Annotated in this window: 16 protein-coding genes; 9 read left to right on the plus strand and 7 right to left on the minus strand. The window is 59.6% G+C overall.

Annotated elements, in window-relative coordinates:
* From B9Z39_RS05695 to B9Z39_RS05710, 4 genes are read left to right on the plus strand one after another with little or no spacing between them, the layout of a single operon-like run.
* Positions 1-3156 carry an efflux RND transporter permease subunit gene (locus tag B9Z39_RS05695; RefSeq protein ID WP_108301010.1) on the plus strand — a complete coding sequence of 1052 codons (3156 nt, stop codon included), beginning with the start codon at positions 1-3 and terminating at the stop codon, positions 3154-3156.
* Positions 3149-4567, plus strand: coding sequence for an efflux transporter outer membrane subunit (locus tag B9Z39_RS05700; RefSeq protein WP_100145131.1), 1419 nt, complete (start codon positions 3149-3151; stop codon positions 4565-4567). Before B9Z39_RS05695 ends, B9Z39_RS05700 begins: the two co-directional genes overlap by 8 nt.
* 4 nt (positions 4568-4571) lie before the next feature.
* Positions 4572-5084 (plus strand): hypothetical protein, encoded by a 513-nt coding sequence (locus B9Z39_RS05705; protein WP_100144840.1) that lies wholly within the window; start codon positions 4572-4574, stop codon positions 5082-5084.
* Positions 5078-5878: a hypothetical protein gene (locus tag B9Z39_RS05710; protein ID WP_108301011.1), complete on the plus strand. Its 801-nt coding sequence runs from the start codon at positions 5078-5080 to the stop codon at positions 5876-5878. The genes B9Z39_RS05705 and B9Z39_RS05710 overlap by 7 nt, the downstream gene beginning before the upstream one ends.
* Here the strand turns inward: B9Z39_RS05710 and B9Z39_RS05715 are convergent.
* The 7 genes from B9Z39_RS05715 to dapC all read right to left on the minus strand — a co-directional run bounded on the left by B9Z39_RS05715 (position 5872) and on the right by dapC (position 12784).
* Positions 5872-7905 (minus strand): ABC-F family ATP-binding cassette domain-containing protein, encoded by a 2034-nt coding sequence (locus B9Z39_RS05715; RefSeq protein ID WP_100144845.1) that lies wholly within the window; start codon positions 7903-7905, stop codon positions 5872-5874. The genes B9Z39_RS05710 and B9Z39_RS05715 overlap by 7 nt on opposite strands.
* Entirely contained in the window at positions 7902-8795 is an 894-nt protein-coding gene (gene prmB / locus B9Z39_RS05720; RefSeq protein ID WP_100144847.1) for a 50S ribosomal protein L3 N(5)-glutamine methyltransferase, read from the minus strand. Before prmB ends, B9Z39_RS05715 begins: the two co-directional genes overlap by 4 nt.
* 12 nt (positions 8796-8807) lie before the next feature.
* The gene (locus B9Z39_RS05725) at positions 8808-9206 is read right to left on the minus strand and encodes a type II toxin-antitoxin system VapC family toxin (protein ID WP_100144849.1); all 399 of its coding nucleotides are present in this window, start codon (positions 9204-9206) and stop codon (positions 8808-8810) included.
* Entirely contained in the window at positions 9203-9469 is a 267-nt protein-coding gene (locus B9Z39_RS05730) for a hypothetical protein (RefSeq protein ID WP_100144852.1), read from the minus strand. The genes B9Z39_RS05725 and B9Z39_RS05730 overlap by 4 nt, the downstream gene beginning before the upstream one ends.
* A gap of 65 nt (positions 9470-9534) precedes the next feature.
* A complete protein-coding gene (gene dapE / locus B9Z39_RS05735; protein ID WP_100144854.1) occupies positions 9535-10686 on the minus strand; it encodes a succinyl-diaminopimelate desuccinylase in 1152 nt (383 codons plus the stop codon).
* 25 nt (positions 10687-10711) lie between these two features.
* Complete coding sequence (gene dapD, locus B9Z39_RS05740) at positions 10712-11548, minus strand: 2,3,4,5-tetrahydropyridine-2,6-dicarboxylate N-succinyltransferase (protein WP_100144856.1); 837 nt, start codon at positions 11546-11548, stop codon at positions 10712-10714.
* A gap of 21 nt (positions 11549-11569) precedes the next feature.
* Positions 11570-12784, minus strand: a complete 1215-nt coding sequence (gene dapC / locus B9Z39_RS05745; protein ID WP_108301012.1) for a succinyldiaminopimelate transaminase — start codon at positions 12782-12784, stop codon at positions 11570-11572.
* Positions 12785-12810: 26 nt separating this feature from the next.
* Here dapC and B9Z39_RS05750 point away from each other — a divergent pair, with 26 nt between their 5' ends.
* From B9Z39_RS05750 to def, 5 genes are read left to right on the plus strand one after another with little or no spacing between them, the layout of a single operon-like run.
* Positions 12811-13173 carry an Hpt domain-containing protein gene (locus B9Z39_RS05750; protein ID WP_108301013.1) on the plus strand — a complete coding sequence of 121 codons (363 nt, stop codon included), beginning with the start codon at positions 12811-12813 and terminating at the stop codon, positions 13171-13173.
* Between the two features lie 28 nt (positions 13174-13201).
* Entirely contained in the window at positions 13202-16717 is a 3516-nt protein-coding gene (smc, locus tag B9Z39_RS05755; RefSeq protein WP_108301014.1) for a chromosome segregation protein SMC, read from the plus strand.
* 14 nt (positions 16718-16731) lie between these two features.
* Positions 16732-18036: a cell division protein ZipA C-terminal FtsZ-binding domain-containing protein gene (locus tag B9Z39_RS05760; RefSeq protein ID WP_233248926.1), complete on the plus strand. Its 1305-nt coding sequence runs from the start codon at positions 16732-16734 to the stop codon at positions 18034-18036.
* 15 nt (positions 18037-18051) lie between these two features.
* Positions 18052-20184, plus strand: a complete 2133-nt coding sequence (gene ligA, locus B9Z39_RS05765) for an NAD-dependent DNA ligase LigA (protein ID WP_108301015.1) — start codon at positions 18052-18054, stop codon at positions 20182-20184.
* Between the two features lie 11 nt (positions 20185-20195).
* Positions 20196-20732, plus strand: a complete 537-nt coding sequence (gene def / locus B9Z39_RS05770) for a peptide deformylase (RefSeq protein WP_108301016.1) — start codon at positions 20196-20198, stop codon at positions 20730-20732.
* Positions 20733-20737: the final 5 nt, after the last annotated feature.

Genomic DNA, 20737 nt, shown 5'->3' on the forward strand with positions numbered 1-20737 from the left:
ATGGCGCAGTTCTTCATCAACCGTCCCATCTTTGCATGGGTAATTTCGCTCTTCATCCTCGGCCTCGGTGGCTTGGCCATCACCCAGTTGCCTGTTTCACAGTACCCACCTGTGGCACCTCCATCGATCTTGATCACCGCAGGCTACCCAGGCGCATCGGCACAAACACTGGAAGACAGCGTGTTCAGCGTGATCGAGCGCGAGATGAACGGCTCACCCGGCATGATTTACATGGAATCGGTCGCACAAGCCAACGGCACCGGCACCATCACCATCAGCTTTGAGCCTGGCACCAACCCAGACTTGGCACAGGTTGATGTGCAAAACCGCCTGTCGCGTGCCGCACCCCGCTTGCCTGCGGCGGTCACACAGCAAGGCGTTCGGGTTGAAAAATCACGCACCAACTTTTTGGTCTTCATCATGCTGTCGTCGGACTCACCCGACTTCGACATCGTGGCGTTGGGCGACTTTGGCTCACGCAATGTCTTGCCCGAAATTCAGCGCTTACCTGGTGTGGGCCAGGCACAGCTGTTTGGCACCGAACGCGCCATGCGCATCTGGATCGACCCAGCCAAGCTGACCGGCTTTAACCTGTCGGCTGCCGATGTCAACAACGCCATCCGTGCACAAAACGCGCAAGTGTCGTCGGGGACCATGGGCGACTTGCCCAACCTCAACACCCAATCCATGTCGGCCACCGTGATCGTGGACGGGCAGCTCAACAGCGTCGAGCAGTTCGCCAACATCATCTTGCGCGCCAACACCGACGGTTCTGCCGTGCGCTTGAAAGATGTGGCCCGCATTGAGCTGGGAGCCCAAACCTATGCCACCTCCGCGCGCTTGAACGGCAAGCCTGCTGCAGGCATTGGCGTGCAACTTTCACCCACCGGCAACGCCATGGCTGCCGCACAAGCGGTGCGCGAGCGCATGGCCGAGCTGGAAGCCTATTTCCCCAAAGGCGTGCACTGGACCATTCCTTATGACAGCTCACGCTTTGTGAAGATCTCCATTGCACAAGTGGCAGAAACCTTGGTCGAGGCCATCGTGCTGGTGTTCTTGGTGATGTACCTGTTCTTGCAGAACTTTCGCTACACCATCATCCCCACCATCGTGGTGCCCGTGGCCTTGATGGGCAGCTTTGCCACCTTGATGGCCTTGGGCTTCTCAATCAACGTGCTGACCATGTTCGGCATGGTGCTGGTCATCGGCATCGTGGTGGACGACGCCATCGTGGTGGTCGAAAACGTTGAACGCATCATGAGCGAGGAGGGGCTGTCACCGCTGGTGGCGACCCGCAAAGCCATGGGGCAAATCTCGGGCGCCATCATCGGCGTGACCGTGGTGTTGATTGCGGTGTTTGTGCCCTTGGCTTTTTTCAAAGGTTCGGTCGGCAATATTTACCGCCAGTTTTCGGCTGTGATGGTCAGCGCCATCGCTTTCTCGGCGTTCATGGCTTTGTCACTCACGCCAGCCTTGTGTGCCACCTTGCTCAAGCCGGTCCAAGCAGGGCACCACCACGCCAAGACAGGCTTCTTTGGCTGGTTCAACCGAGGCTTCACGCGCACTGCCAAAAATTACGAAAGCTGGGTCGGGCGCATGCTGCAACGTGCTGCGCGTTATTTGTGGATTTATCTGGCCATCATCGTCGCTGTGGGCGTGATGTACCTGCGTTTGCCCACCTCGTTCTTGCCCGGTGAAGACCAGGGCAACATCTTGGTCAACGTGCAGTTGCCACCCGGTGCCACCCAACAACGCACCCAGGCGGTGATGGAGCAGGTTGAAGGCTTTGTCTTGAAGCAACCCGAAGTGCAAAGCATGGTCGGCATTTTGGGGTTCAGCTTTTCTGGCCAAGGCCAAAACGCAGGTCTGGCCTTTGTCACACTCAAAGACTGGGCCGAACGCTCAGGCCCTATGCAGTCGGCACAAGCACTCGCAGGGCGTGCGTTTGGTGCGCTCATGGGCGTGCGTGATGCCTTCATCTTCCCCTTGAGTCCGCCGCCCATTCCCGAGTTGGGCACGGCCTCGGGTTTTACCTTCCGCTTGCAAGATCGCGCTGGCAAAGGCCACGAGGCTTTGGTGGCGGCGCGCAACCAACTGCTGGGCTTGGCCGCCAAGAGCCCAGTGTTGACACAAATCCGCCCCGATGGTTTGGAAGATGCCCCTCAGCTGCAAATCGACATTGACCGTGACAAAGCCAACGCCTTGGGCGTGAGTTTTGACGCCATCAACACCACCATCTCCACGGCCTTGGGTTCGGCCTACATCAACGACTTTCCCAATCAGGGCCGCTTGCAGCGTGTGGTGGTTCAGGCCGATACCTCGGCGCGCATGCAGCCGCATGAGTTGCTGCGTCTGAGTGCCCCTAATGCGCAAGGCAAACCGGTACCCCTGTCGGCCTTTGCCAGCACGCGCTGGGTGAAAGGGGCCATGCAAACCGTGCGCTACAACGGCTACCCCGCCATGCGCATTGGCGGTGCCGCAGCGCCAGGTTACAGCTCGGGCGCTGCCATGGAAGAAATGGAACGCCTCATGACCGAACTGCCCGAAGGCTTTGCTTTTGAATGGACCGGGCAATCACGCGAAGAAAAATTGGCTGGCTCGCAAGCCGTCATCTTGTATGGGTTTGCTGTGCTGGCTGTGTTTTTGTGTCTGGCCGCTTTGTATGAAAGTTGGTCCATCCCGCTGTCTGTGATTTTGGTGGTGCCGTTGGGCGTACTCGGCGTGGTGCTGGCCACGTGGATGCGCGGCTATGCCAACGATGTGTACTTCCAAGTGGGCTTGATCACCATCATCGGTTTGTCGGCTAAGAACGCGATTTTGATCATCGAATTCGCCAAAGACTTGCATGCTCAAGGCCACAGCTTGGTGGAGTCAGCATTGGCGGCCGCGCACATGCGTTTTCGCCCCATCTTGATGACCTCCATGGCCTTCATGCTGGGCGTGCTGCCCTTGGCCATTGCCAATGGCGCAGGCTCTGCCAGCCAACGTGCCATTGGTACCGGCGTGATCGGTGGCAGTTTGCTCGGCACAGTATTGGCTGTGTTTTTCGTGCCGGTCTTTTTTGTGGTGGTGCGCAGCGTCTTCAAAGGCAGCGAACGCCAGCATCGGTTCGATGTGGAACATGGTCACCAACTGGGAGTCGACACGCATGAGTAAGGCCAAACCGTTGAGCGGGCACAAACCCGTGCGTTGGATCGCGACACTGGCGGTGATGGGCTTGGCGGGCTGCAGCCTGATTCCCACTTACGAGCGCCCTGTGGCTCCGGTACCCGCCCATTTTTCGTCTGCCAACGACACCGCCCAAGCGGGGTCACAACAGCCTGCCGCCGCTGACATCGCCTGGCAAGACTTTTTCAAAGACACACGCCTGCAACGCTTGATTGAACTGGCGTTACAAAACAACCGCGACCTGCGTGTGGCAGTGCTCAACATCGAGCAAACGCGTGCCTTGCTCCAAGTCAAACGTGCCGATGAGCTGCCTACCGTCAATGCTGGTGTCACCGGTTCACGCGTCCCAAATTCATCGGCCAGCATCACCAGCACGTTCACGGCTGGCTTGAGTGTGACCTCTTACGAGGTGGACTTGTTTGGTCGCGTGCGCGCCTTGAGTCAGGCTGCACAAGCACAGTTGTTGGCCAGCGAAGAAGCGCGCAAAACCGTGCACATCGCCCTGGTCGCCTCAGTGGCCAATGCCTACTTGAATGTGCGTGCCGATGAGGCCTTGCTGCAGATTGCCCGTGACACCGTGGCGTCACGCGAAGCGTCGCTGCGACTCACGCAGCTCAAGTTCAACAACGAAGCTGCGTCGCAGCTTGAGCTGAGCTTGGCCCAATCCTTGTTGGAAGGTGCCAAAGCCAGCTTGGCGCAATTCACCCGTCAGCGCGCGCAAGACGACAACGCACTGGTCTTGTTGCTCGGCCAAAGCCTGCCCGCCGATTTGCCTGAGGGCTTGCCACTGACACAACAAGCTTTGCTGCCCGACTTGCCCGCAGGCACACCCGCAGAGTTGCTGTTGCGCCGCCCCGATGTGCGTCAAGCCGAACAACTGCTTCTGGCCAACAACGCCAACATAGGTGCTGCACGCGCCGCGTTTTTTCCGCGCATCAGCTTGACGGGCAGCGCTGGTTTGGTCAGCGGCGAAATGAACAGCTTGTTCAACAATGGCAGCGCTGCGTGGTCGTTCACGCCACAGGTATTGGTGCCCATCTTTGATGCCGGTCGTAACCAAGCAAACCTGGACACTGCCAAATTGGGCCGAGACATCGCCGTGGCGCAGTATGAAAAAGCCATTCAGGTGGGGTTCCGCGAGGTCTCAGACGCCTTGGTTGCACGTGACACCTACAACGAACAAGTGCGTGCCCAAAGCGCACAACTTGCAGCTGAAGAAACACGCTTGCAACTCACCGACCTGCGCTACACCCATGGTGCCTCCAACGCCCTGGAGTTGCTAGATGCCAAACGTTCGCTGTTTGCCACGCAACAAGCCACTGTGCTGGCGCAAGTCCAACAGGTACAAAGTTTGGTGAACCTTTACAAGGTTCTGGGAGGTGGTTGGACGGCAAAATAGGCCCATGACCGAAGTCTTGTTTGTCGCTTATTTCGTCGTCTTGCTGGCGACGCTGGTATTTAAAACCCCGATCGTCAAAGGCCCGTGGCTGTTTTTGCTACGGGCGTTCTTTCCGAACTGGAAGTTCTTTCACGCTGTCGGGCATGTGCCCCAGCTGTTTGCGCGCGCGGCGGTGCGCACCCAGACAGGCGATACCGTGTGGTCAGAGTGGGGGTTGATTTATCCGCGCCGTACCCGGCGCTGGCACCACCTGCTGCACAACCCCGACACCAACCTGGGGCTCGCACAACAAAATCTGGTCGATCACTTTTGGGCCGATTTGTATGACTTGCCTGAAGGGGCTGACCCACGAGGCTTGGTGACTTACGCCATGGTGTCGCGCCTGGCGCAGCAGGTCCTGCGTGCGCAGCACCCCGACATGCGCCAATACCAGTTCGAGTTGCGCATGGTGTTGTCTGACCGCACCCACGTGGTCGACACCCAAGTGATGATGACCGCACCGGTGGCCACATGCTGATCGACACGCCCATGGCGCTGGCCATTCGGGCCCTGGAAATCTTGTTTGCCTGGAGCCTGGCCATTCAGACACTGGAGTTTTTGCGCATGGGTACAGCCACTGCCAGCGACGGCCTGTGGTCATGGACGCTGCAACGTGCCGACATTCCACAGGGGTGGATGCGGCGGGTACTTGACGGTGTGTTTGCACCTGCGGTGCATCGCGTGCATCTGTGTTTGCGCTTGGCTGCTGCGCTGTGGCTGGCGCTGTCTGGCAGCTCGCTGGGCTTGGTGGCGGGCCTGTTTGCCAGCAACGTCTTGGTGTTGATCCGCTGGCGAGGGGCCTTCAACGGCGGCAGCGACTTTTTGACGGTGGTGGTGTTGACGGGTTTGCTGATCGCGCAGGTGGTCGGTGCTTGGGGCGATGTGGTGTTGGGATGGCAAGCCGGGCTGTGGTACATCACCATCCAAGCCATCACGTCGTACTTCATGTCGGGATGGGTCAAGATGCTGCGGCGCGAATGGCGCAGTGGGGCAGCCATGACCATTTTTTTGAACGCCGCCATTTACGGACCTTTGTCACCTCGCCATCCGCTGCGCAACCGTGGCATGGCCCTGTTGGGGTCGTGGGCCTTCATCGTCTGGGAGTGTTGCGCGCCCTTGGCCTTGCTCAACCTCAAGCTCGCCACGCTGTTTTGTGGCGTGGCTGCGGTGTTTCACTTCTTGGTGTTTTGGTTCTTTGGCTTGAACCGCTTTTTCTGGGCCTGGTTGGCGTCATTTCCCGCCATCCTCTGGTGTGCCACCCAGTTTCAGTGAACCGCGCTCTCGAGTTGCTCCATCGCCTCGGTCAGCTCTAGCCAACGCAATTCCAGTGCGGCCAATTCGTCTTCGACGGTCTTGAGGCGTTTGCCTGCTTCGGCAATCTCAGCGGGTGCCAGCGTACTGGCCAGCTTGTCGTGCAGGCTTTGCTTTTCAGCTTCCAGAGTGGCCATGGTTTTTTCAATGCCGTCCTGCTCTTTTTTCAGCGGACGTTTTTTCTCATTGATCTCTTTGCGCTGTTGGGCATCGTCTTTGCGTTGGTCGCGCGAAACGATCGGTGCTTTGGCCTGCGGCGGGGCCACTGCTGCCACCACAGGGGCAGACACGGCCACAGAGACAGGCGCTTTTGCTGCCAAGTTGGCAGCGGCCGTGGCCTCGGCGCGCAAGCGCTTGGCTTCGTCCAACAAATAGCGCTGGTAGTCGTCCAAGTCGCCATCAAAGGGGGCTACGCCACCGCGTGACACCATCCAGAACTCGTCGCACACAGCACGCAGCAAAGCGCGGTCGTGGCTGACCAACATCACCGTGCCTTCAAACTCGTTGAGCGCCATGCTCAAGGCTTCGCGGGTGGCCAAGTCCAAGTGGTTGGTTGGCTCGTCCATCAACAGCAGGTTGGGGCGTTGCCACACCAGCATGCACAACACCAAGCGGGCTTTCTCGCCACCGCTCATGCTGCCCACGGCTTGTTTGACCATGTCGCCGCTGAAATTGAATTGACCTAAAAAGCTGCGCAGGTCTTGCTCGCGGGTGGCTTGGCCCGCAATCTTGCCTTCGCTGGTGAGCTTCTTGACCAAGTCGATCATGTGTTGCAGCGGCGTGTCCGCCGGGCGCAGCACATCGAGTTCCTGTTGCGCGAAGTAACCAATGTTGAGGCCCTTGCCCTCGGTGACTTCACCGCCTAGGGCCGCCAAGTCACGCGCAATGGTTTTCACCAAGGTCGATTTGCCCTGACCGTTGGCGCCCAAGATGCCAATGCGTTGACCTGCCAGCACCGAGCGGCTGACGTTTTGCACAATCACCGTCGGCGGTGTGCCCGCTGGCGCATCGTCGGGCGCTGGGTAGCCAAAGCTCACGCCCTGCATGGACAGCATGGGGTTGGGCAGGTTGGCTGGCTCTTTGAATTCGAAGTTGAAGTCGGCATCGGCCAACAGCGGCGCAATTTTCTCCATGCGGTCAAGTGCTTTGACCCGGCTTTGCGCCTGCTTGGCTTTGCTGGCCTTGGCTTTGAAGCGCGCGATGAACTTTTGCAAATGGGCAATCTTGTCTTGCTGTTTGGCAAATGCGTTTTGTTGCAGCTCCATTTGCTCGGCGCGCATGTCTTCGAACTTGCTGTAGTTGCCACCGTAGCGCACCAGCTTGGCCGCGTCGATGTGCAAGGTCACATTGGTCACCGCATCCAAGAACTCACGGTCGTGGCTGATCACCACCATCGTGCCTTCGTAGCGCTTGAGCCAAGCCTCCAGCCACACCAAAGCATCCAAGTCCAAGTGGTTGGTGGGTTCGTCCAGCAACAGCAAATCGCTGGGGCACATCAACGCGCGCGCCAGTTGCAAGCGCATGCGCCAACCACCCGAAAAGCTGTTGACGGGGTTGTTCAACTCAGTGGTTTTGAAACCCAACCCCAAGATCAAGGCTTGCGCGCGCGAGGCGGCGTCGTGTTCGCCCGCGTCGTACAGCGCCATGTAGGCGTGCCCCATGCGGTCACCGTCGCCGGAGGCTTCGGCAGCGGCCACTTCGATGCGCGCGTCGGTGAGCACGGTGTCGCCTTCAATCACAAACTCGGTGGCGCTTTGGTCGGTCTCAGGCATGTCTTGGGCCACTTGGCCCATACGCCATTGGGCGGGGATGTAGTATTCGCCCGCATCTTCGTGCAAGCCGCCATTGAGCAAAGCAAACAGCGACGACTTGCCCGCACCGTTGCGGCCGACCAAGCCTACTTTTTCTCCGGGATTGAGGGTGACCGAGGCACTGTCGAGCAACACCTTGGCGCTGCGGCGCAAGGTGACATTTTTCAAAGTAATCATTGGGGAAGGGCGCCTTGCGTTAACGCGGTGTGTGTGAGGAGTAAGACCTGGTCGTCACCAGCACTGGTCGATAGCCACACGACATCTAAATGGGGAAAGGCTGCTTCAAAGTAATCGCGTTCGTGGCCAATTTCAAGCACCAAGACCGCGTGTTCACTCATGTGTGCGGGCGCGTCGCGCAGCAATTGTCGGATGAAATCCATGCCGTCGTCGCCACCGGCCAGCGCGAGGGCGGGCTCAGCCTTGAACTCAGCGGGCAGGGTGGCCATGCTTTGGCTGTTCACATAGGGTGGGTTGCACAAAATCAAATCAAACAGTCCCTCGGCCTGACGCAGTCCATCGGACTGGGCCAGTGTCATGCGCGCTTGCAAGCCATGGCGTTCGATGTTGATGCGTGCCACCTCCAGCGCGTCTTGTGACAAGTCCAAACCCATCACGGTGATGTCCGGAAACGCCAAGGCGGCCAAAATGCCCAGGCTGCCATTGCCCGTGCACAGGTCAAGCACGCGCGTTGTGTGCGGATCAAGCCAGGGGTCGATGCTGCCCTCAGCCAGGACCTCGGCAATGAGTGAGCGCGGCACGATGGCGCGCTCGTCAATGTAGAACGACACGCCCTGCAACCATGCTTCTTGTGTGAGGTAAGCCGCAGGTTGGCGCGAATCAATGCGTTGTTGAATCAAGGCTTGCACATCGGCGACTTGCTGAGGCGACAGCGCCACGTCGTAAGCTGGGTCCGCCCAATCGATGTCCAGTGGCAACCCGAGTCGCCACAACACCAGCCATGCGGCCTCATCGTCGGCGTTGGTGGTGCCCTGACCGAACGCGACATGGGCGTCAGCAAGCCGCTGCGCGATAGCTTGTATGAGTTCAGACAGTGTGATGAGGGTCATGGTCACGAGGGTTCAAGGGCAAATCAATTTGATCTTGGGAAAGTAAGTTTTGTAGCGCCCCGCGTCGCGCGTGAGCAGCTTGAAACCTTCTGCTTGTGCATGGGCACCGATGAAAAAATCAGGCAGCACCCCGGTTTTGTTGCCGCCTCGCTGGCGATAGGTACGAAATGCAGAGGCAGCCAGTTGTGCAGCGGGCCGCGTCAAGTCTTGTAGGTCAATCTCCAGCTTGTTCAAAAAAGCGTCAATGTGAGGACCTGCGGTGTTGTGTGTGTGCAGCTCGGCATAGACCACGAAGTTGGTGACCAGTTGATTTTTTTGTTTGGCTTTGCTGAGCTCCCGCAAGGACCAATTGAGCCAGATGGGATCGTGATGGATCACATCTACAAAGACGTTGGTGTCCACCAAGATCATGGTTTGTTCCAGTCTTCACCACGCGTCATTCGCATCAACTCGTCAGTGCTCATGCCGTCTTTGGCAATGCCAATGAATGCACGAATCGGGTCATCCGGTGACAAAAATGACAAGTCATCAGCAGCGGGGGGAACTTGGGTTTTGGCCGTGTTGAGCCATTTCTCAACAGCTTCTTGCACCACCTGCGATTTGGTCATGTGCATGTGTTTGCAATAAGCGTTGAGGTTTTTTTCAATGTTGGGGGAAAGGCGAACCGAGAGCATGGCGACTCCTTGTCATACAAAACATCTTGATTGTATGACAAGGTTGAATTTCCCAGCGTCAAGGTTTATAGCTGGTGCAGCTGCTCCAGCACGCGGCGGTAAATGTTTTTCAGGGGCTCGATGTCGGCCACGGCCACGCATTCGTCGATTTTGTGGATGGTGGCGTTGCAAGGGCCCAACTCAATCACCTGCGGGCACACCTGAGCGATGAAGCGACCGTCGCTGGTGCCGCCGGTGGTGGAGAGTTCGGTCTCAATGCCGGTTTCATCTCGGATGGCGGTTTGCACCGCGCCCACCAAGTCGCCACGCGGGGTGAGAAAGGGCAGGCCACTGATTGTCCAGCTCAGGTCGTACTGCAAGCCATGCTGATCCAGCACGGCTTTGAAGCGTTGCTGCAAGTGCTCGGGGGTGGACTCGGTGCAAAAGCGAAAGTTGAAGTCAACCACGCAAGTGCCTGGAATCACGTTGCTCGCGCCCGTGCCTGCGTGGATGTTGCTGACCTGCCAACTGGTGGGCGGGAAAAATTCGTTGCCCCGGTCCCATTCGATCGCCACCAACTCAGCCAAAGCCGGTGCCAACACATGGATCGGATTTTTGGCCAGTTGCGGGTAGGCGATGTGACCTTGCACACCTTGCACCGTGAGCTTGCCGCTCATGCTGCCACGGCGCCCGTTTTTGATCATGTCGCCCGTGCGTTGCACCGAGGTGGGTTCGCCCACAATGCACCAGTCCAAACGTTCACCCCGGGCTTTCAACGCCTCGCACACCTTGACCGTGCCGTCCAACGCAGGGCCTTCTTCATCGCTGGTGAGCAAGAAGGCGATGTTGATCAAAGGCGCTGGCTGCGCGGCCACAAACTCTTCAGACGCCACCACCATGGCGGCCAGCGACGCTTTCATGTCGCTGCTGCCACGGCCATACAACATGCCATTGCGGTGGGTGGGCGTGAACGGGTCGTGGGTCCACTTTTCAATTGGCCCGGTGGGCACCACATCGGTGTGACCGGCAAACACCAGGGTTTTGGCGTTCGGCTGTGTGCTGCGTCGAATCGCCCACAGGTTGCTCACCCGAAAGCTCTCGGGCCCGCTGTCGATGCGCTCAAGGGCAAAGCCCAACGGACTCAGCCGTGCTGCGATCAGCTCCAAACACCCGGCATCCTCGGGGGTGACCGAGGGACGGGAGATCAGGTGTTCGGTGAGTTGCAGCGTGCGGGACATGGGAGCGCTTTGTCAGAACAGTCGATCAGTCGCGCAACAAGTCGTTGATGCTGGTCTTGGAACGGGTTTGTGCATCCACGCGCTTGACCACGATGGCGGCATACATGCTGTAAGGCGCACCGTTGGCCGCTGTTTTAGGCAGGTTGCCGCTGACCACCACGGAACCGCTGGCGACACGCCCATAGCTGATCTCGCCGGTGGCGCGGTCAAAGATAGGCGTGCTTTGGCCGATGAACACGCCCATGCCCAGCACAGAGTTTTCTTCGATGATGACGCCTTCCACCACTTCAGAGCGCGCGCCGATGAAGCAGTTGTCTTCGATGATGGTGGGGTTGGCTTGCAGGGGTTCGAGCACGCCGCCAATGCCCACGCCGCCCGACAGGTGCACGTTCTTGCCAATTTGTGCGCAAGAACCCACGGTGGCCCAGGTGTCAACCATGGTGCCGGAGTCCACATAAGCGCCGATGTTCACGTAAGAGGGCATCAAAATCGCGCCTGAGGCAATGAAGCTGCCACGACGCGCCACAGCAGGTGGCACCACGCGCACGCCAGCGGCTTTCATGTCGTCGTCGCTGAGGTGAGAAAACTTGGTTTTCACTTTGTCGTAAAAGCCCAGCTCGCCCGCCTTGATGATTTCGTTGTCGTTCAAACGAAAGCTCAACAACACAGCCTTCTTGAGCCATTGGTGTGTGGTCCATTGGCCCACGCCATCACGGGTGGCCACGCGCAGGCGACCGGCATTGAGTTCGGCAATCACATGCTCCACGGCGTCGCGCACTTCGGCGGTGGCGTTGGCACCGTTGATGTTGGCACGGTTGTCCCAGGCGTTGTCGATGATGTGTTGGAGTTGGTGTTGAGCCATGGTTGTCTTCTCTTGGATGGATTAAGGATTGGAATTTCGGATGAACGCCACAATGCGTTGCGCAGCTTCCAGGCATTCGGCGGTTTCGGCCACCAGGGCCATGCGAATTCGGCCTGCACCAGGGTTGAAGCCCTTGGCATCGCCAATGAAGTGACCTTCGCGCGCCAAGTAGCTGCCCGGCAAAACGGTCACATTGTATTGAGCCAGCAAATCCCGTGCGAACGCCACGTCATCGCCACCCGGCACTGCGGCCCACAGATAAAAGCCTGCATCGGGCAAACGCACGTCCATCACCTGCGCCAACAAGGGCGTGACGGCGGCAAATTTGTCACGGTACATGGCCCGGTTGGCCACCACATGGGCCTCGTCGTTCCAGGCGGCCACGCTGGCGGCTTGCACCATGCCGCTCATGGCGCTGCCGTGGTAGGTCCGGTAGAGCAAGAACTGTTTCAGGATGTTGGCGTCACCCGCCACAAAACCGCTGCGCATGCCCGGCACATTGCTGCGCTTGGACAAGCTGGTGAAAGCCACCAGGTTCTTGAAGTCAGAGCGCCCCAACTTGACGGCTGCTTCCAAACCGCCCAAAGGTGGCTCGTCGCGGAAATAAATTTCGCTGTAGCACTCGTCACTGGCAATGACAAAACCGTAGCGGTCGCTCAGCGCAAAGAGTTTTTCCCAGTCGGCCATGGGCACGACTGAGCCAGTGGGGTTGCCCGGTGAGCAGACAAACAGCAACTGGGTATTGGCCCAGACCGCTTCTGGCACGCTGTCCCAGTTGACGTTGAAGTTCAGGGCCGGGTCGCTCGGTGCGTAATAAGGTGTCGCTCCGGCTAACAAGGCAGCACCTTCGTAGATTTGATAGAACGGGTTCGGGCACACCACGGTGGCCTGCGCACGGGTCGGGTCAATCACGGTCTGAGCAAAGGCAAACAGGGCTTCACGCGAGCCATTCACCGGCAACACTTGGGTGGCGGCGTTCAAGACCACACCGTAGCGGCGTTGCATCCAGCCGGCACAGGCATCACGCAAGGCCGGCAAGCCAGCCGTGGCGGGGTAAGCGGCCAAGGCTTGGGTGGCATGGGCCAGCGCATCCAGCACCAACGCAGGCGTGGCATGGCGCGGCTCACCGATTCCCAAGCTGATGGGAGGGTAAGTCGGGTTCGGTGTGACAGGGGCAAACAGCTGTTTCAGCCGCTCAAAAGGATAGGGCTGGAGACGAGAAAGCAAGGGATTCATGGCTGCTATTATCTCTGGGCCAGCCTATGAATACCCACATCACACCTCCTTCTTCCTTCCTTGACTTGAGCGGGGCCAAAGAGTTCGCGATGGACGATGTCCAAATGCGCGAACTCATGGCCACTTTCCTAGAAAGTTTGACCCAAGAAATCGCCACGATTCAAACCGGCTTGGGACAGAACGAAGCGGTGAAGGTGGAGCATTCTCTGCACGCGCTCAAAGGTTTCATGCCTTTGTTCGCACATCCCATGTTGGCTCAGGCAGTCACCGAGCTGTACCAAAACAGCCGCCACCAGCCTTTGGACACCACGCGTGGCATTTTTGAGTCGATCTTGCCCCATCTAGAGGCCTTGCTGGCCGAGGTCCGCGCCTGGTCCAGCCGTTTATGATCCCCCCTCTGTTTCAAGAGGCTTTTCGGTGCGTCTGAATTCCATCAAGTTATCGGGTTTCAAGTCCTTCGCGGAACCCACCAATTTCCTGTTGCCTGGCCAGTTGGTCGGTGTGGTGGGCCCCAACGGTTGCGGCAAATCCAACATCATGGACGCCGTGCGCTGGGTGCTGGGCGAAAGCCGAGCCAGCGAGCTGCGCGGCGAGTCCATGCAAGACGTCATCTTCAACGGCACCACCACCCGCAAAGCGGCCAGCCGCTCCAGTGTGGAACTGGTGTTTGACAACGCCGACCACCGCGCCGGCGGCCAGTGGAGCCAGTTTGCAGAGATCGCGGTCAAGCGCGTGCTGACCCGCGACGGCACCAGCAGCTACTACATCAACAACCAGCCAGTGCGTCGTCGCGACGTGCAAGACGTGTTCTTGGGCACCGGTTTGGGCCCACGCGCCTACGCCATCATTGGCCAAGGCACCATCAGCCGCATCATTGAATCCAAGCCAGAAGAACTGCGCTTGTTTTTGGAAGAAGCCGCTGGCGTGTCCAAATACAAAGAGCGCCGCCGCGAGACCGAAAACCGCCTGAGCGACACGCGGGAAAACCTGACCCGGGTGGAAGACATCCTGCGCGAACTCAACGCCAATTTAGAGAAGCTGGAAAAGCAAGCCGAGGTGGCCAACCGTTACCACGCGCTGCAAGCCGATGTGACCTTGAAGCAGCAACAGCTGTGGTTCTTGCGCCGTGCCGAGGCCGAGGCTGACCAAGTGGGCCTGAAAACCCAAGCCGACAAAGCCGTCAACGACTTGGAGTCGCGCATTGCCGATTTGCGCCACATCGAGGCTGACTTGGAAACCGTGCGCCAAGCGCACTACGCCGCTGGCGACCAAGTCAACCAAGCCCAAGGTGCGTTGTACGAAGCCAGTGCCGAAGTCGGGCGCTTGGAGGCTGAGATCCGCTTTGTGGTGGAAGGACGCCAGCGCGCCGAAGCGCGTTTGGTGCAAATCAAAGAACAAACTGCCCACTGGGCCCAGCAAAGCGAGCAGGCACAGCAAGAAATCGAAACCTTGGCCGAGCACGCCTTGAACGGTGAAGAGCAAGCCATGCTGCTGGCCGCGCAGGTGGAAGAGCAGGCCATGCAACTGCCCGAGCTGGAAGAGGCCCTGCGCACCGCCCAACAACGCAGCAACGAGCAGCGTGGCAGTGTGGTGCAAGTCCAGCAGCAAATCCAGGTGCTGGCCGCTGACCAGCGCAACATCGAAGAGCAATCGCGCGCACTCAACGCCCGTCATGAGCGTCTCAGCGCCGACCGCAACGCCTTGGCGGCTCCCGACGACGCCCGTCTGAGCAACTTGCAAGCGCAGCTGCAAGAAGCACAAACCCAAGCCGATGTGACCGCCGCACAACTCGAAGAGTTGCAGTTGAGCGTGCCTCTGTTGGACGACGCACGTCGCCAAGCACAGCAAGCCGTCAACGCCGAGCAAGCCAAGCAAGCCGATATTTCGGCCCGCCTGGAAGCTCTCAAGGCGCTGCAAGAAAAAGTACAAACCGACGACAAGCTCAAACCCTGGTTGGCCAAACATGGCCTGGACGGCTTGCAAGCCTTGTGGAGCCGCATCCACATCGACACCGGTTGGGAAAACGCCCTAGAGGCCGCTTTGCGCGAACGCATGGCCTCGCTGGAAGTCAGCCGTCTGGACATGGTGCGGTCTTTCAGCAACGACGCGCCACCCGCCAAACTGGCGTTCTACACGCCCCCGCTGGCCGCAGTGCCCGAAGCCGCCTCGTCTTTGCCGCGTTTGTCTGACCTGCTGCGCCTCAACGACGCCGGTCAAAAAGCGCTGTTGACCGATTGGCTCAGTGGTTGCTTCACCGCCCCCACTCTGGACGAAGCACTGGCCAAGCGCAGCAGCTTGCAACCTGGCCAAGTGATTTATGTGCCCACGGGCCACGCCATCAGCGCCCATAGCGTGAGCTTTTACGCGCAAGACAGCGAGCAATCGGGCTTGTTGGCACGTGCGCAAGAAATTGAAAACCTCGACAAGAGCACCAAGGCCCAGGCCTTGATCAGCGATGAAGCCCGCCACGCCTTGGTGCGTGCCGAAGCCGCTTACAGCGACGCCTCGCAACGGCTGGTAAGCATCCGCAACGAAGCCTCGGCCGCACAAACCAACGCCCATGCCTTGCAGGTCGAGACCTTGCGTTTGTCGCAACTGGCCGAACAAACCCGCGCCCGCAGCGAACAAATCAGCGGGGACTTGGGCGAAGTCGAAGCGCAACTGGCCGACCTGCAAGAGCGCCGCGTGGATGCCGAAGCGCGCTTTGAAGAACTCGACATGCAGTTGGCCGACAGCCAAGAGCGGCATGCCCAGTTGGACGAAGCCGTCATCAATGCCGAGCGCCGTTTGAACGACAGCCGCGAACAACAACGCAGCTTAGAACGCCAGGCCCAAGAAGCCCAGTTCACACAACGCAGTTTGGCCACGCGTGAGGCCGAACTCAAACGCATCATCGACACCGCCACCCAACAAGCTGCCAATGTGGCGGTGGAAGAGCAGCGCGTGCAAGAAGACTTGACGCGCTTGACCGACGCTGCGGCACAAGCGGGCTTGCAAAACGCCTTGAACATCAAACTCGAACGCGAAGCCAACCTGGGCGCCAAACGCAGCGAGTACGACGACTTGACCACCAAGCTGCGTGCCAGCGATGAACGCCGCTTGCAGCTGGAGCGTGAGCTTGAGCCTTTGCGCCAACGCATCACCGACTTCCAGCTCAAAGAGCAAGCGGCGCGTTTGGGGCTGGAGCAATACACCCAGCTGCTGGCCGACGCGCAAGCCGACCTCGAGGCCGTGGCCGCGTCGATCCAACTCCACAACGTGCGCCTGGGCGGCTTGCAAGGCGAGATTGACCGCCTGCACCGCGAAGTGGCCGCCTTGGGCGCAGTCAACCTGGCTGCGCTGGACGAATTGGCCTCGGCCACCGAGCGCAAGACGTTCTTGGACTCCCAATCTGCGGACTTGAACGAGGCCATGAACACGCTGGAAGACGCGATCCGCAAGATCGACGGCGAAACCCGCGAACTGCTGGGCGGCACCTTCAAAATCGTCAACGAACACTTTGGCAAGATGTTCCCCGAGCTGTTTGGCGGGGGCAATGCGCGTTTGGTGATGACCGGCGAAGAAATTTTGGATTCCGGCGTGCAAGTCATGGCCCAGCCACCGGGCAAAAAGAACCAAACCATCCATTTGCTGTCGGGTGGTGAAAAAGCACTCACCGCCATCGCGCTGGTGTTTGCGATTTTTCAACTCAACCCGGCCCCGTTTTGCTTGCTCGACGAGGTGGACGCGCCGCTGGACGACGCCAACACCGAACGCTATGCCAAGCTGGTGTCGAGCATGTCCAAAGAGACCCAGTTCCTGTTTATTTCACACAACAAGATCGCCATGGAAATGGCAGAACAACTCATCGGCGTGACCATGCAAGAACAAGGTGTTTCTCGCATCGTGGCCGTCGATATGGAGTCGGCCGTGTCCATGGTCGAAGCCGCTTGACATCAAAGTAAGCCATGAGCAGTCTTCAAATAGGTTTAGCCATCGCCGGGGGCGTGGTGTTGGCAGGTGTGGTGGCCCACAGCACCTGGACCTCGCGCAAAAACAAACCACGTCAAGCCGAGCCGCTGGTCGATGCGAGCCCCTCGCTGAGCGACCATGCCGGCCCCGCCGAACGTGGCCATCCCCAAGAGCCCACGTTTGACGACCATCACCACGCAGGCCACGACGAGCCCGTAGCCCAGCCACACAGCGACGATCCCGTGTCTGACATGGCCCGCGTGATGATGCAGCAAGCCACCCAGCACGCCCAGCGTGTGCCGGATGAAGCTGAGTTGCAACGCCTGGCCGCAGAAAAAGCCGCTGACCGCGCGGCCGACGCACGCGTGAATGCGCAGCGTGCCATGCAGCACACCGCCGACACCCACGACCAAGGCCTAGCCCCCATGATTGCCAAAGTCATGGATGACGCCTCGTCCATGGCATTGCCCACTGACAAGCGCCTCAGTCTGGACGCGCTGATCGACGTGCTGGCACCGGTTGAAATTGACAGCCCTGTGTCGGGTGAGGCCACACTGGCTGCATTGCCTCCCAGCCGTCGCGTGGGCAACAAGCTGTTCACCGTGGAAGGTTTGAATGCCGAGACAGGTTTGTGGGAGCACCCCCGCAATGGTCAACGCTACAGCGCTTTCCAGGCCGGTGTGCAATTGGCCAACCGCATGGGCCCGCTCAATGAAATTGAGTTCTCAGAGTTCGTGGTCAAAACCCAAAGTTTTGCCGACGCCATCAACGGCGCACCTGAGTTTCCCGACATGCTCGAAGAGGTGGCGCGTGCACGCGAACTCGACAGCTTTGCCAGCGCCCATGATGCGCAACTGAGCTTCACCCTCAAGGCCACCAAGGCGGCGTGGAGTCCGGGCTATGTGCAACAAAACGCCGCGCGCTTGGGCTTTGTGGCGGGCGTCATTCCTGGCCGCATGGTGGTACCCGCACCTGCGGTGGGATTGCCCCCTGTGCTGGGCTTGATGTTTGACACCCAAGCAGCGATGGCCGAAGACCCAGCGCAGTCGGCCATTCGTGAGCTCACCTTGTCTTTGGATGTGCCTCAGGTCGACCGGCAAGAAGAGCCGTTTGCCCGCATGGTGCAAACCGCCCACGAGTTGGCCCGCGTGATGGATGGCACGGTGACCGACGACAACGGCCAGCGTTTGTCAGAAGCCGCCATTGGGGGCATTGCCCGCGATTTGCAGGCCTTGTACGACACGCTGGATGCGCGCGACTTGTCGGCGGGATCGCCGCAGGCGCGACGCTTGTTCAGTTAAGCCCGCTGCGGGCCTATGACAACCACTCCCCCCGCTGCCCGAGCTGCGCAACTGCGAGCGCAGTTGCACCACCACGGCCATCTGTACTACGTGCTGGATGCACCTACGATTCCTGACGCTGAATACGACCGCCTCTTCAAAGAGTTGCAAGCCCTTGAAGCGGCTCACCCAGAGCTAATCACCCCCGACTCCCCCACACAACGCGTGGGCGGCAAGCCTTTGGATGCGTTTGTCAGCGTGCGTCATGCCATGCCCATGCTGAGCATTCGCACCGAGACCGACACCGAAGCCTCTGGGGCCGAAGCATTTGATGCCCGCATTCGCAAAGAGCTGTCCCTCACCGAGTCAGACCCCTTGGTGGACTATGTGGCGGAACTGAAGTTTGACGGCCTGGCCATGAGCCTGCGTTACGAACAGGGCGTGCTGGTGCAGGCGGCCACGCGCGGCGACGGCGAGATGGGCGAGGACGTGACGCAAAACATCCGCACCATTGGGCAAATTCCGCTCAAGTTGCACACCCCGCCGCCCAGTGATTCGTTGTTTGACGATGTGGATTTGCGAGTCCCTGATGTGCTGGAAGTACGCGGTGAGGTCTACATGGCCCGGGCCGACTTTGAGGCCCTGAACGAGCGCCAACGCGCACGCATTGCCCAAGGCATGAAAGGTGAAAAAACCTTTGTCAACCCACGCAATGCGGCGGCAGGTGCGGTACGTCAGTTGGACCCGGCCATTGCCGCTGAGCGTCCTTTGAGCTTTTTCGCCTATGGGCTGGGCGAAGTGACACCCGAATCCCAAGGCGGCCCAGACTTTGACACCCACTACGAGTTGCTGATGGCCTTGCGTCAATGGGGCTTTCCGGTGGCCGAACAAACCAGCACGGTACAAGGTGCGGCAGGCTTGGTGGCATTTCACCAGCGCATGGGGCAAGCACGCGATGCGCTGCCGTTCGACATCGATGGGGTGGTCTACAAAGTCAACCGCCTCGACTGGCAGCGTCAACTGGGCTTTGTCACGCGCGAACCGCGTTGGGCTGTGGCGCACAAATACCCGGCGCAAGAACAACTCACCACCGTGCAAGCCATTGAGGTACAGGTAGGGCGTACCGGCAAACTCACCCCCGTGGCCAAGTTGGCGCCCGTGTTTGTAGGCGGGGTCACCGTGACCAATGCCACCTTGCACAACGAGACCGAAGCCCGCCGCAAAGACGTGCGGGTGGGCGACACCGTGGTGGTGCGCCGTGCCGGCGACGTGATTCCAGAGGTGGTGTCCGTCATTGCCGAAAAGCGCTTGCACGAAGCCCAGATCTTCACCATGCCCCACACCTGCCCAGTGTGTGGCAGTGCCGCCGTGCGTGAAGAGGGCGAAGCCGATCACCGCTGCACGGGAGGTTTGTTTTGCAGCGCACAGCGCAAGCAAGCCATCCTGCATTTCGCCCACCGGCGCGCGGTAGAAATTGAAGATCTGGGTGACAAGCTGGTGGAGCAACTGGTGGATGCCGGTGTGGTCAACACCTTGCCCGACCTCTACCGTTTGGGGTTCACCGCGTTGGCAAGCTTGGACCGCATGGCCGAAAAATCGGCCAACAACGTGCTGGCCAGCATCGAGAAATCCAAGCAGACCACATTGCCGCGCTTTCTGTTTGGCTTGGGCATTCGCCACGTGGGTGAAGCCACAGCCAAAGAATTGGCCCGTCACTTTGGCAAGCTCGATGCCATCATGGACGCCACCTTGGAGCAACTGCTGCAAGTCGCTGATGTGGGCCCGGTGGTGGCGCAAAGCTTGCGCACCTTCTTTGACCAAGCGCACAACCGTGAAGTGGTGGAACAACTGCGCGCCTGTGGCGTGCACTGGGAGGAGGGTGAGGCCACGGCGGGTGCCAGTTTGCCGCTGGCAGGCCAGACCTTTGTGCTGACCGGTACCTTGCCCACACTGAGCCGCGATCAGGCCAAGGACATGCTGGAAGCCGCAGGCGCCAAAGTGGCTGGCAGCGTGAGCAAAAAAACCCATGGCGTGGTGGCCGGTGCAGAAGCCGGCAGCAAACTCGACAAAGCGCAAGCACTGGGCATTCCTGTGCTCGATGAAGCAGGCTTGCTGGCGTTGCTGGCATCGCATGCCCCCGCTGCCAGCGACCACGACACACCGAATTGAAAGACACCGCCATGGCCGTGCAAGAGATCTTGAAAATGGGCGACCCGCGCTTGCTGCGCGTGGCCCAGCCCGTGACGCACTTCAACACGCCTGAACTGCAAGGCTTGCTACAAGACTTGAGCGACACCATGCTCGCGGCCAACGGTGCCGGCCTGGCCGCCCCGCAAATTGGGGTGGACTTACAGGTGGTGATCTTTGGCTCGGGCGAATTCAACCCGCGCTACCCTGAGGCCCCCGTGGTGCCGCGCACGGTGTTGATCAACCCCGTACTCACCCCGTTGGGGGACGAGCAAGAAGACGGTTGGGAGGGCTGTTTGTCTGTGCCCGGTCTGCGCGGTGTGGTGCCCCGCTTCAAACGTTTGCGCTACCAAGGCTTTGACCCGCAAGGCCAGCCGATTGACCGCACCGTAGAGGGCTTTCACGCCCGTGTGGTGCAACATGAGTGCGACCACCTGATGGGCGTGCTCTATCCCATGCGCGTGCGCGATTTTTCGCGCTTTGGCTTCACTGAGGTGCTGTTTCCAGGCCTAGACGCAACCGACGATTGAGCCCC

Source organism: Limnohabitans sp. JirII-29 (assembly GCF_003063395.1).
Classification (GTDB): domain Bacteria; phylum Pseudomonadota; class Gammaproteobacteria; order Burkholderiales; family Burkholderiaceae_C; genus Limnohabitans.

Excerpts from the sequence above, each read along its gene's own strand:
- dapC (WP_108301012.1), bottom strand. The coding sequence starts at position 12,784 with ATGAATCCCTTGCTTTCTCGTCTCCAGCCCTATCCTTTTGAGCGGCTG.
- B9Z39_RS05705 (WP_100144840.1), top strand. The coding sequence starts at position 4,572 with ATGACCGAAGTCTTGTTTGTCGCTTATTTCGTCGTCTTGCTGGCGACG.
- B9Z39_RS05760 (WP_233248926.1), top strand. The coding sequence starts at position 16,732 with ATGAGCAGTCTTCAAATAGGTTTAGCCATCGCCGGGGGCGTGGTGTTG.
- dapE (WP_100144854.1), bottom strand. The coding sequence starts at position 10,686 with ATGTCCCGCACGCTGCAACTCACCGAACACCTGATCTCCCGTCCCTCG.
- ligA (WP_108301015.1), top strand. The coding sequence starts at position 18,052 with ATGACAACCACTCCCCCCGCTGCCCGAGCTGCGCAACTGCGAGCGCAG.
- B9Z39_RS05725 (WP_100144849.1), bottom strand. The coding sequence starts at position 9,206 with ATGATCTTGGTGGACACCAACGTCTTTGTAGATGTGATCCATCACGAT.
- B9Z39_RS05750 (WP_108301013.1), top strand. The coding sequence starts at position 12,811 with ATGAATACCCACATCACACCTCCTTCTTCCTTCCTTGACTTGAGCGGG.
- dapD (WP_100144856.1), bottom strand. The coding sequence starts at position 11,548 with ATGGCTCAACACCAACTCCAACACATCATCGACAACGCCTGGGACAAC.
- def (WP_108301016.1), top strand. The coding sequence starts at position 20,196 with ATGGCCGTGCAAGAGATCTTGAAAATGGGCGACCCGCGCTTGCTGCGC.
- B9Z39_RS05730 (WP_100144852.1), bottom strand. The coding sequence starts at position 9,469 with ATGCTCTCGGTTCGCCTTTCCCCCAACATTGAAAAAAACCTCAACGCT.
- B9Z39_RS05710 (WP_108301011.1), top strand. The coding sequence starts at position 5,078 with ATGCTGATCGACACGCCCATGGCGCTGGCCATTCGGGCCCTGGAAATC.
- B9Z39_RS05695 (WP_108301010.1), top strand. The coding sequence starts at position 1 with ATGGCGCAGTTCTTCATCAACCGTCCCATCTTTGCATGGGTAATTTCG.
- prmB (WP_100144847.1), bottom strand. The coding sequence starts at position 8,795 with ATGACCCTCATCACACTGTCTGAACTCATACAAGCTATCGCGCAGCGG.
- B9Z39_RS05715 (WP_100144845.1), bottom strand. The coding sequence starts at position 7,905 with ATGATTACTTTGAAAAATGTCACCTTGCGCCGCAGCGCCAAGGTGTTG.
- B9Z39_RS05700 (WP_100145131.1), top strand. The coding sequence starts at position 3,149 with ATGAGTAAGGCCAAACCGTTGAGCGGGCACAAACCCGTGCGTTGGATC.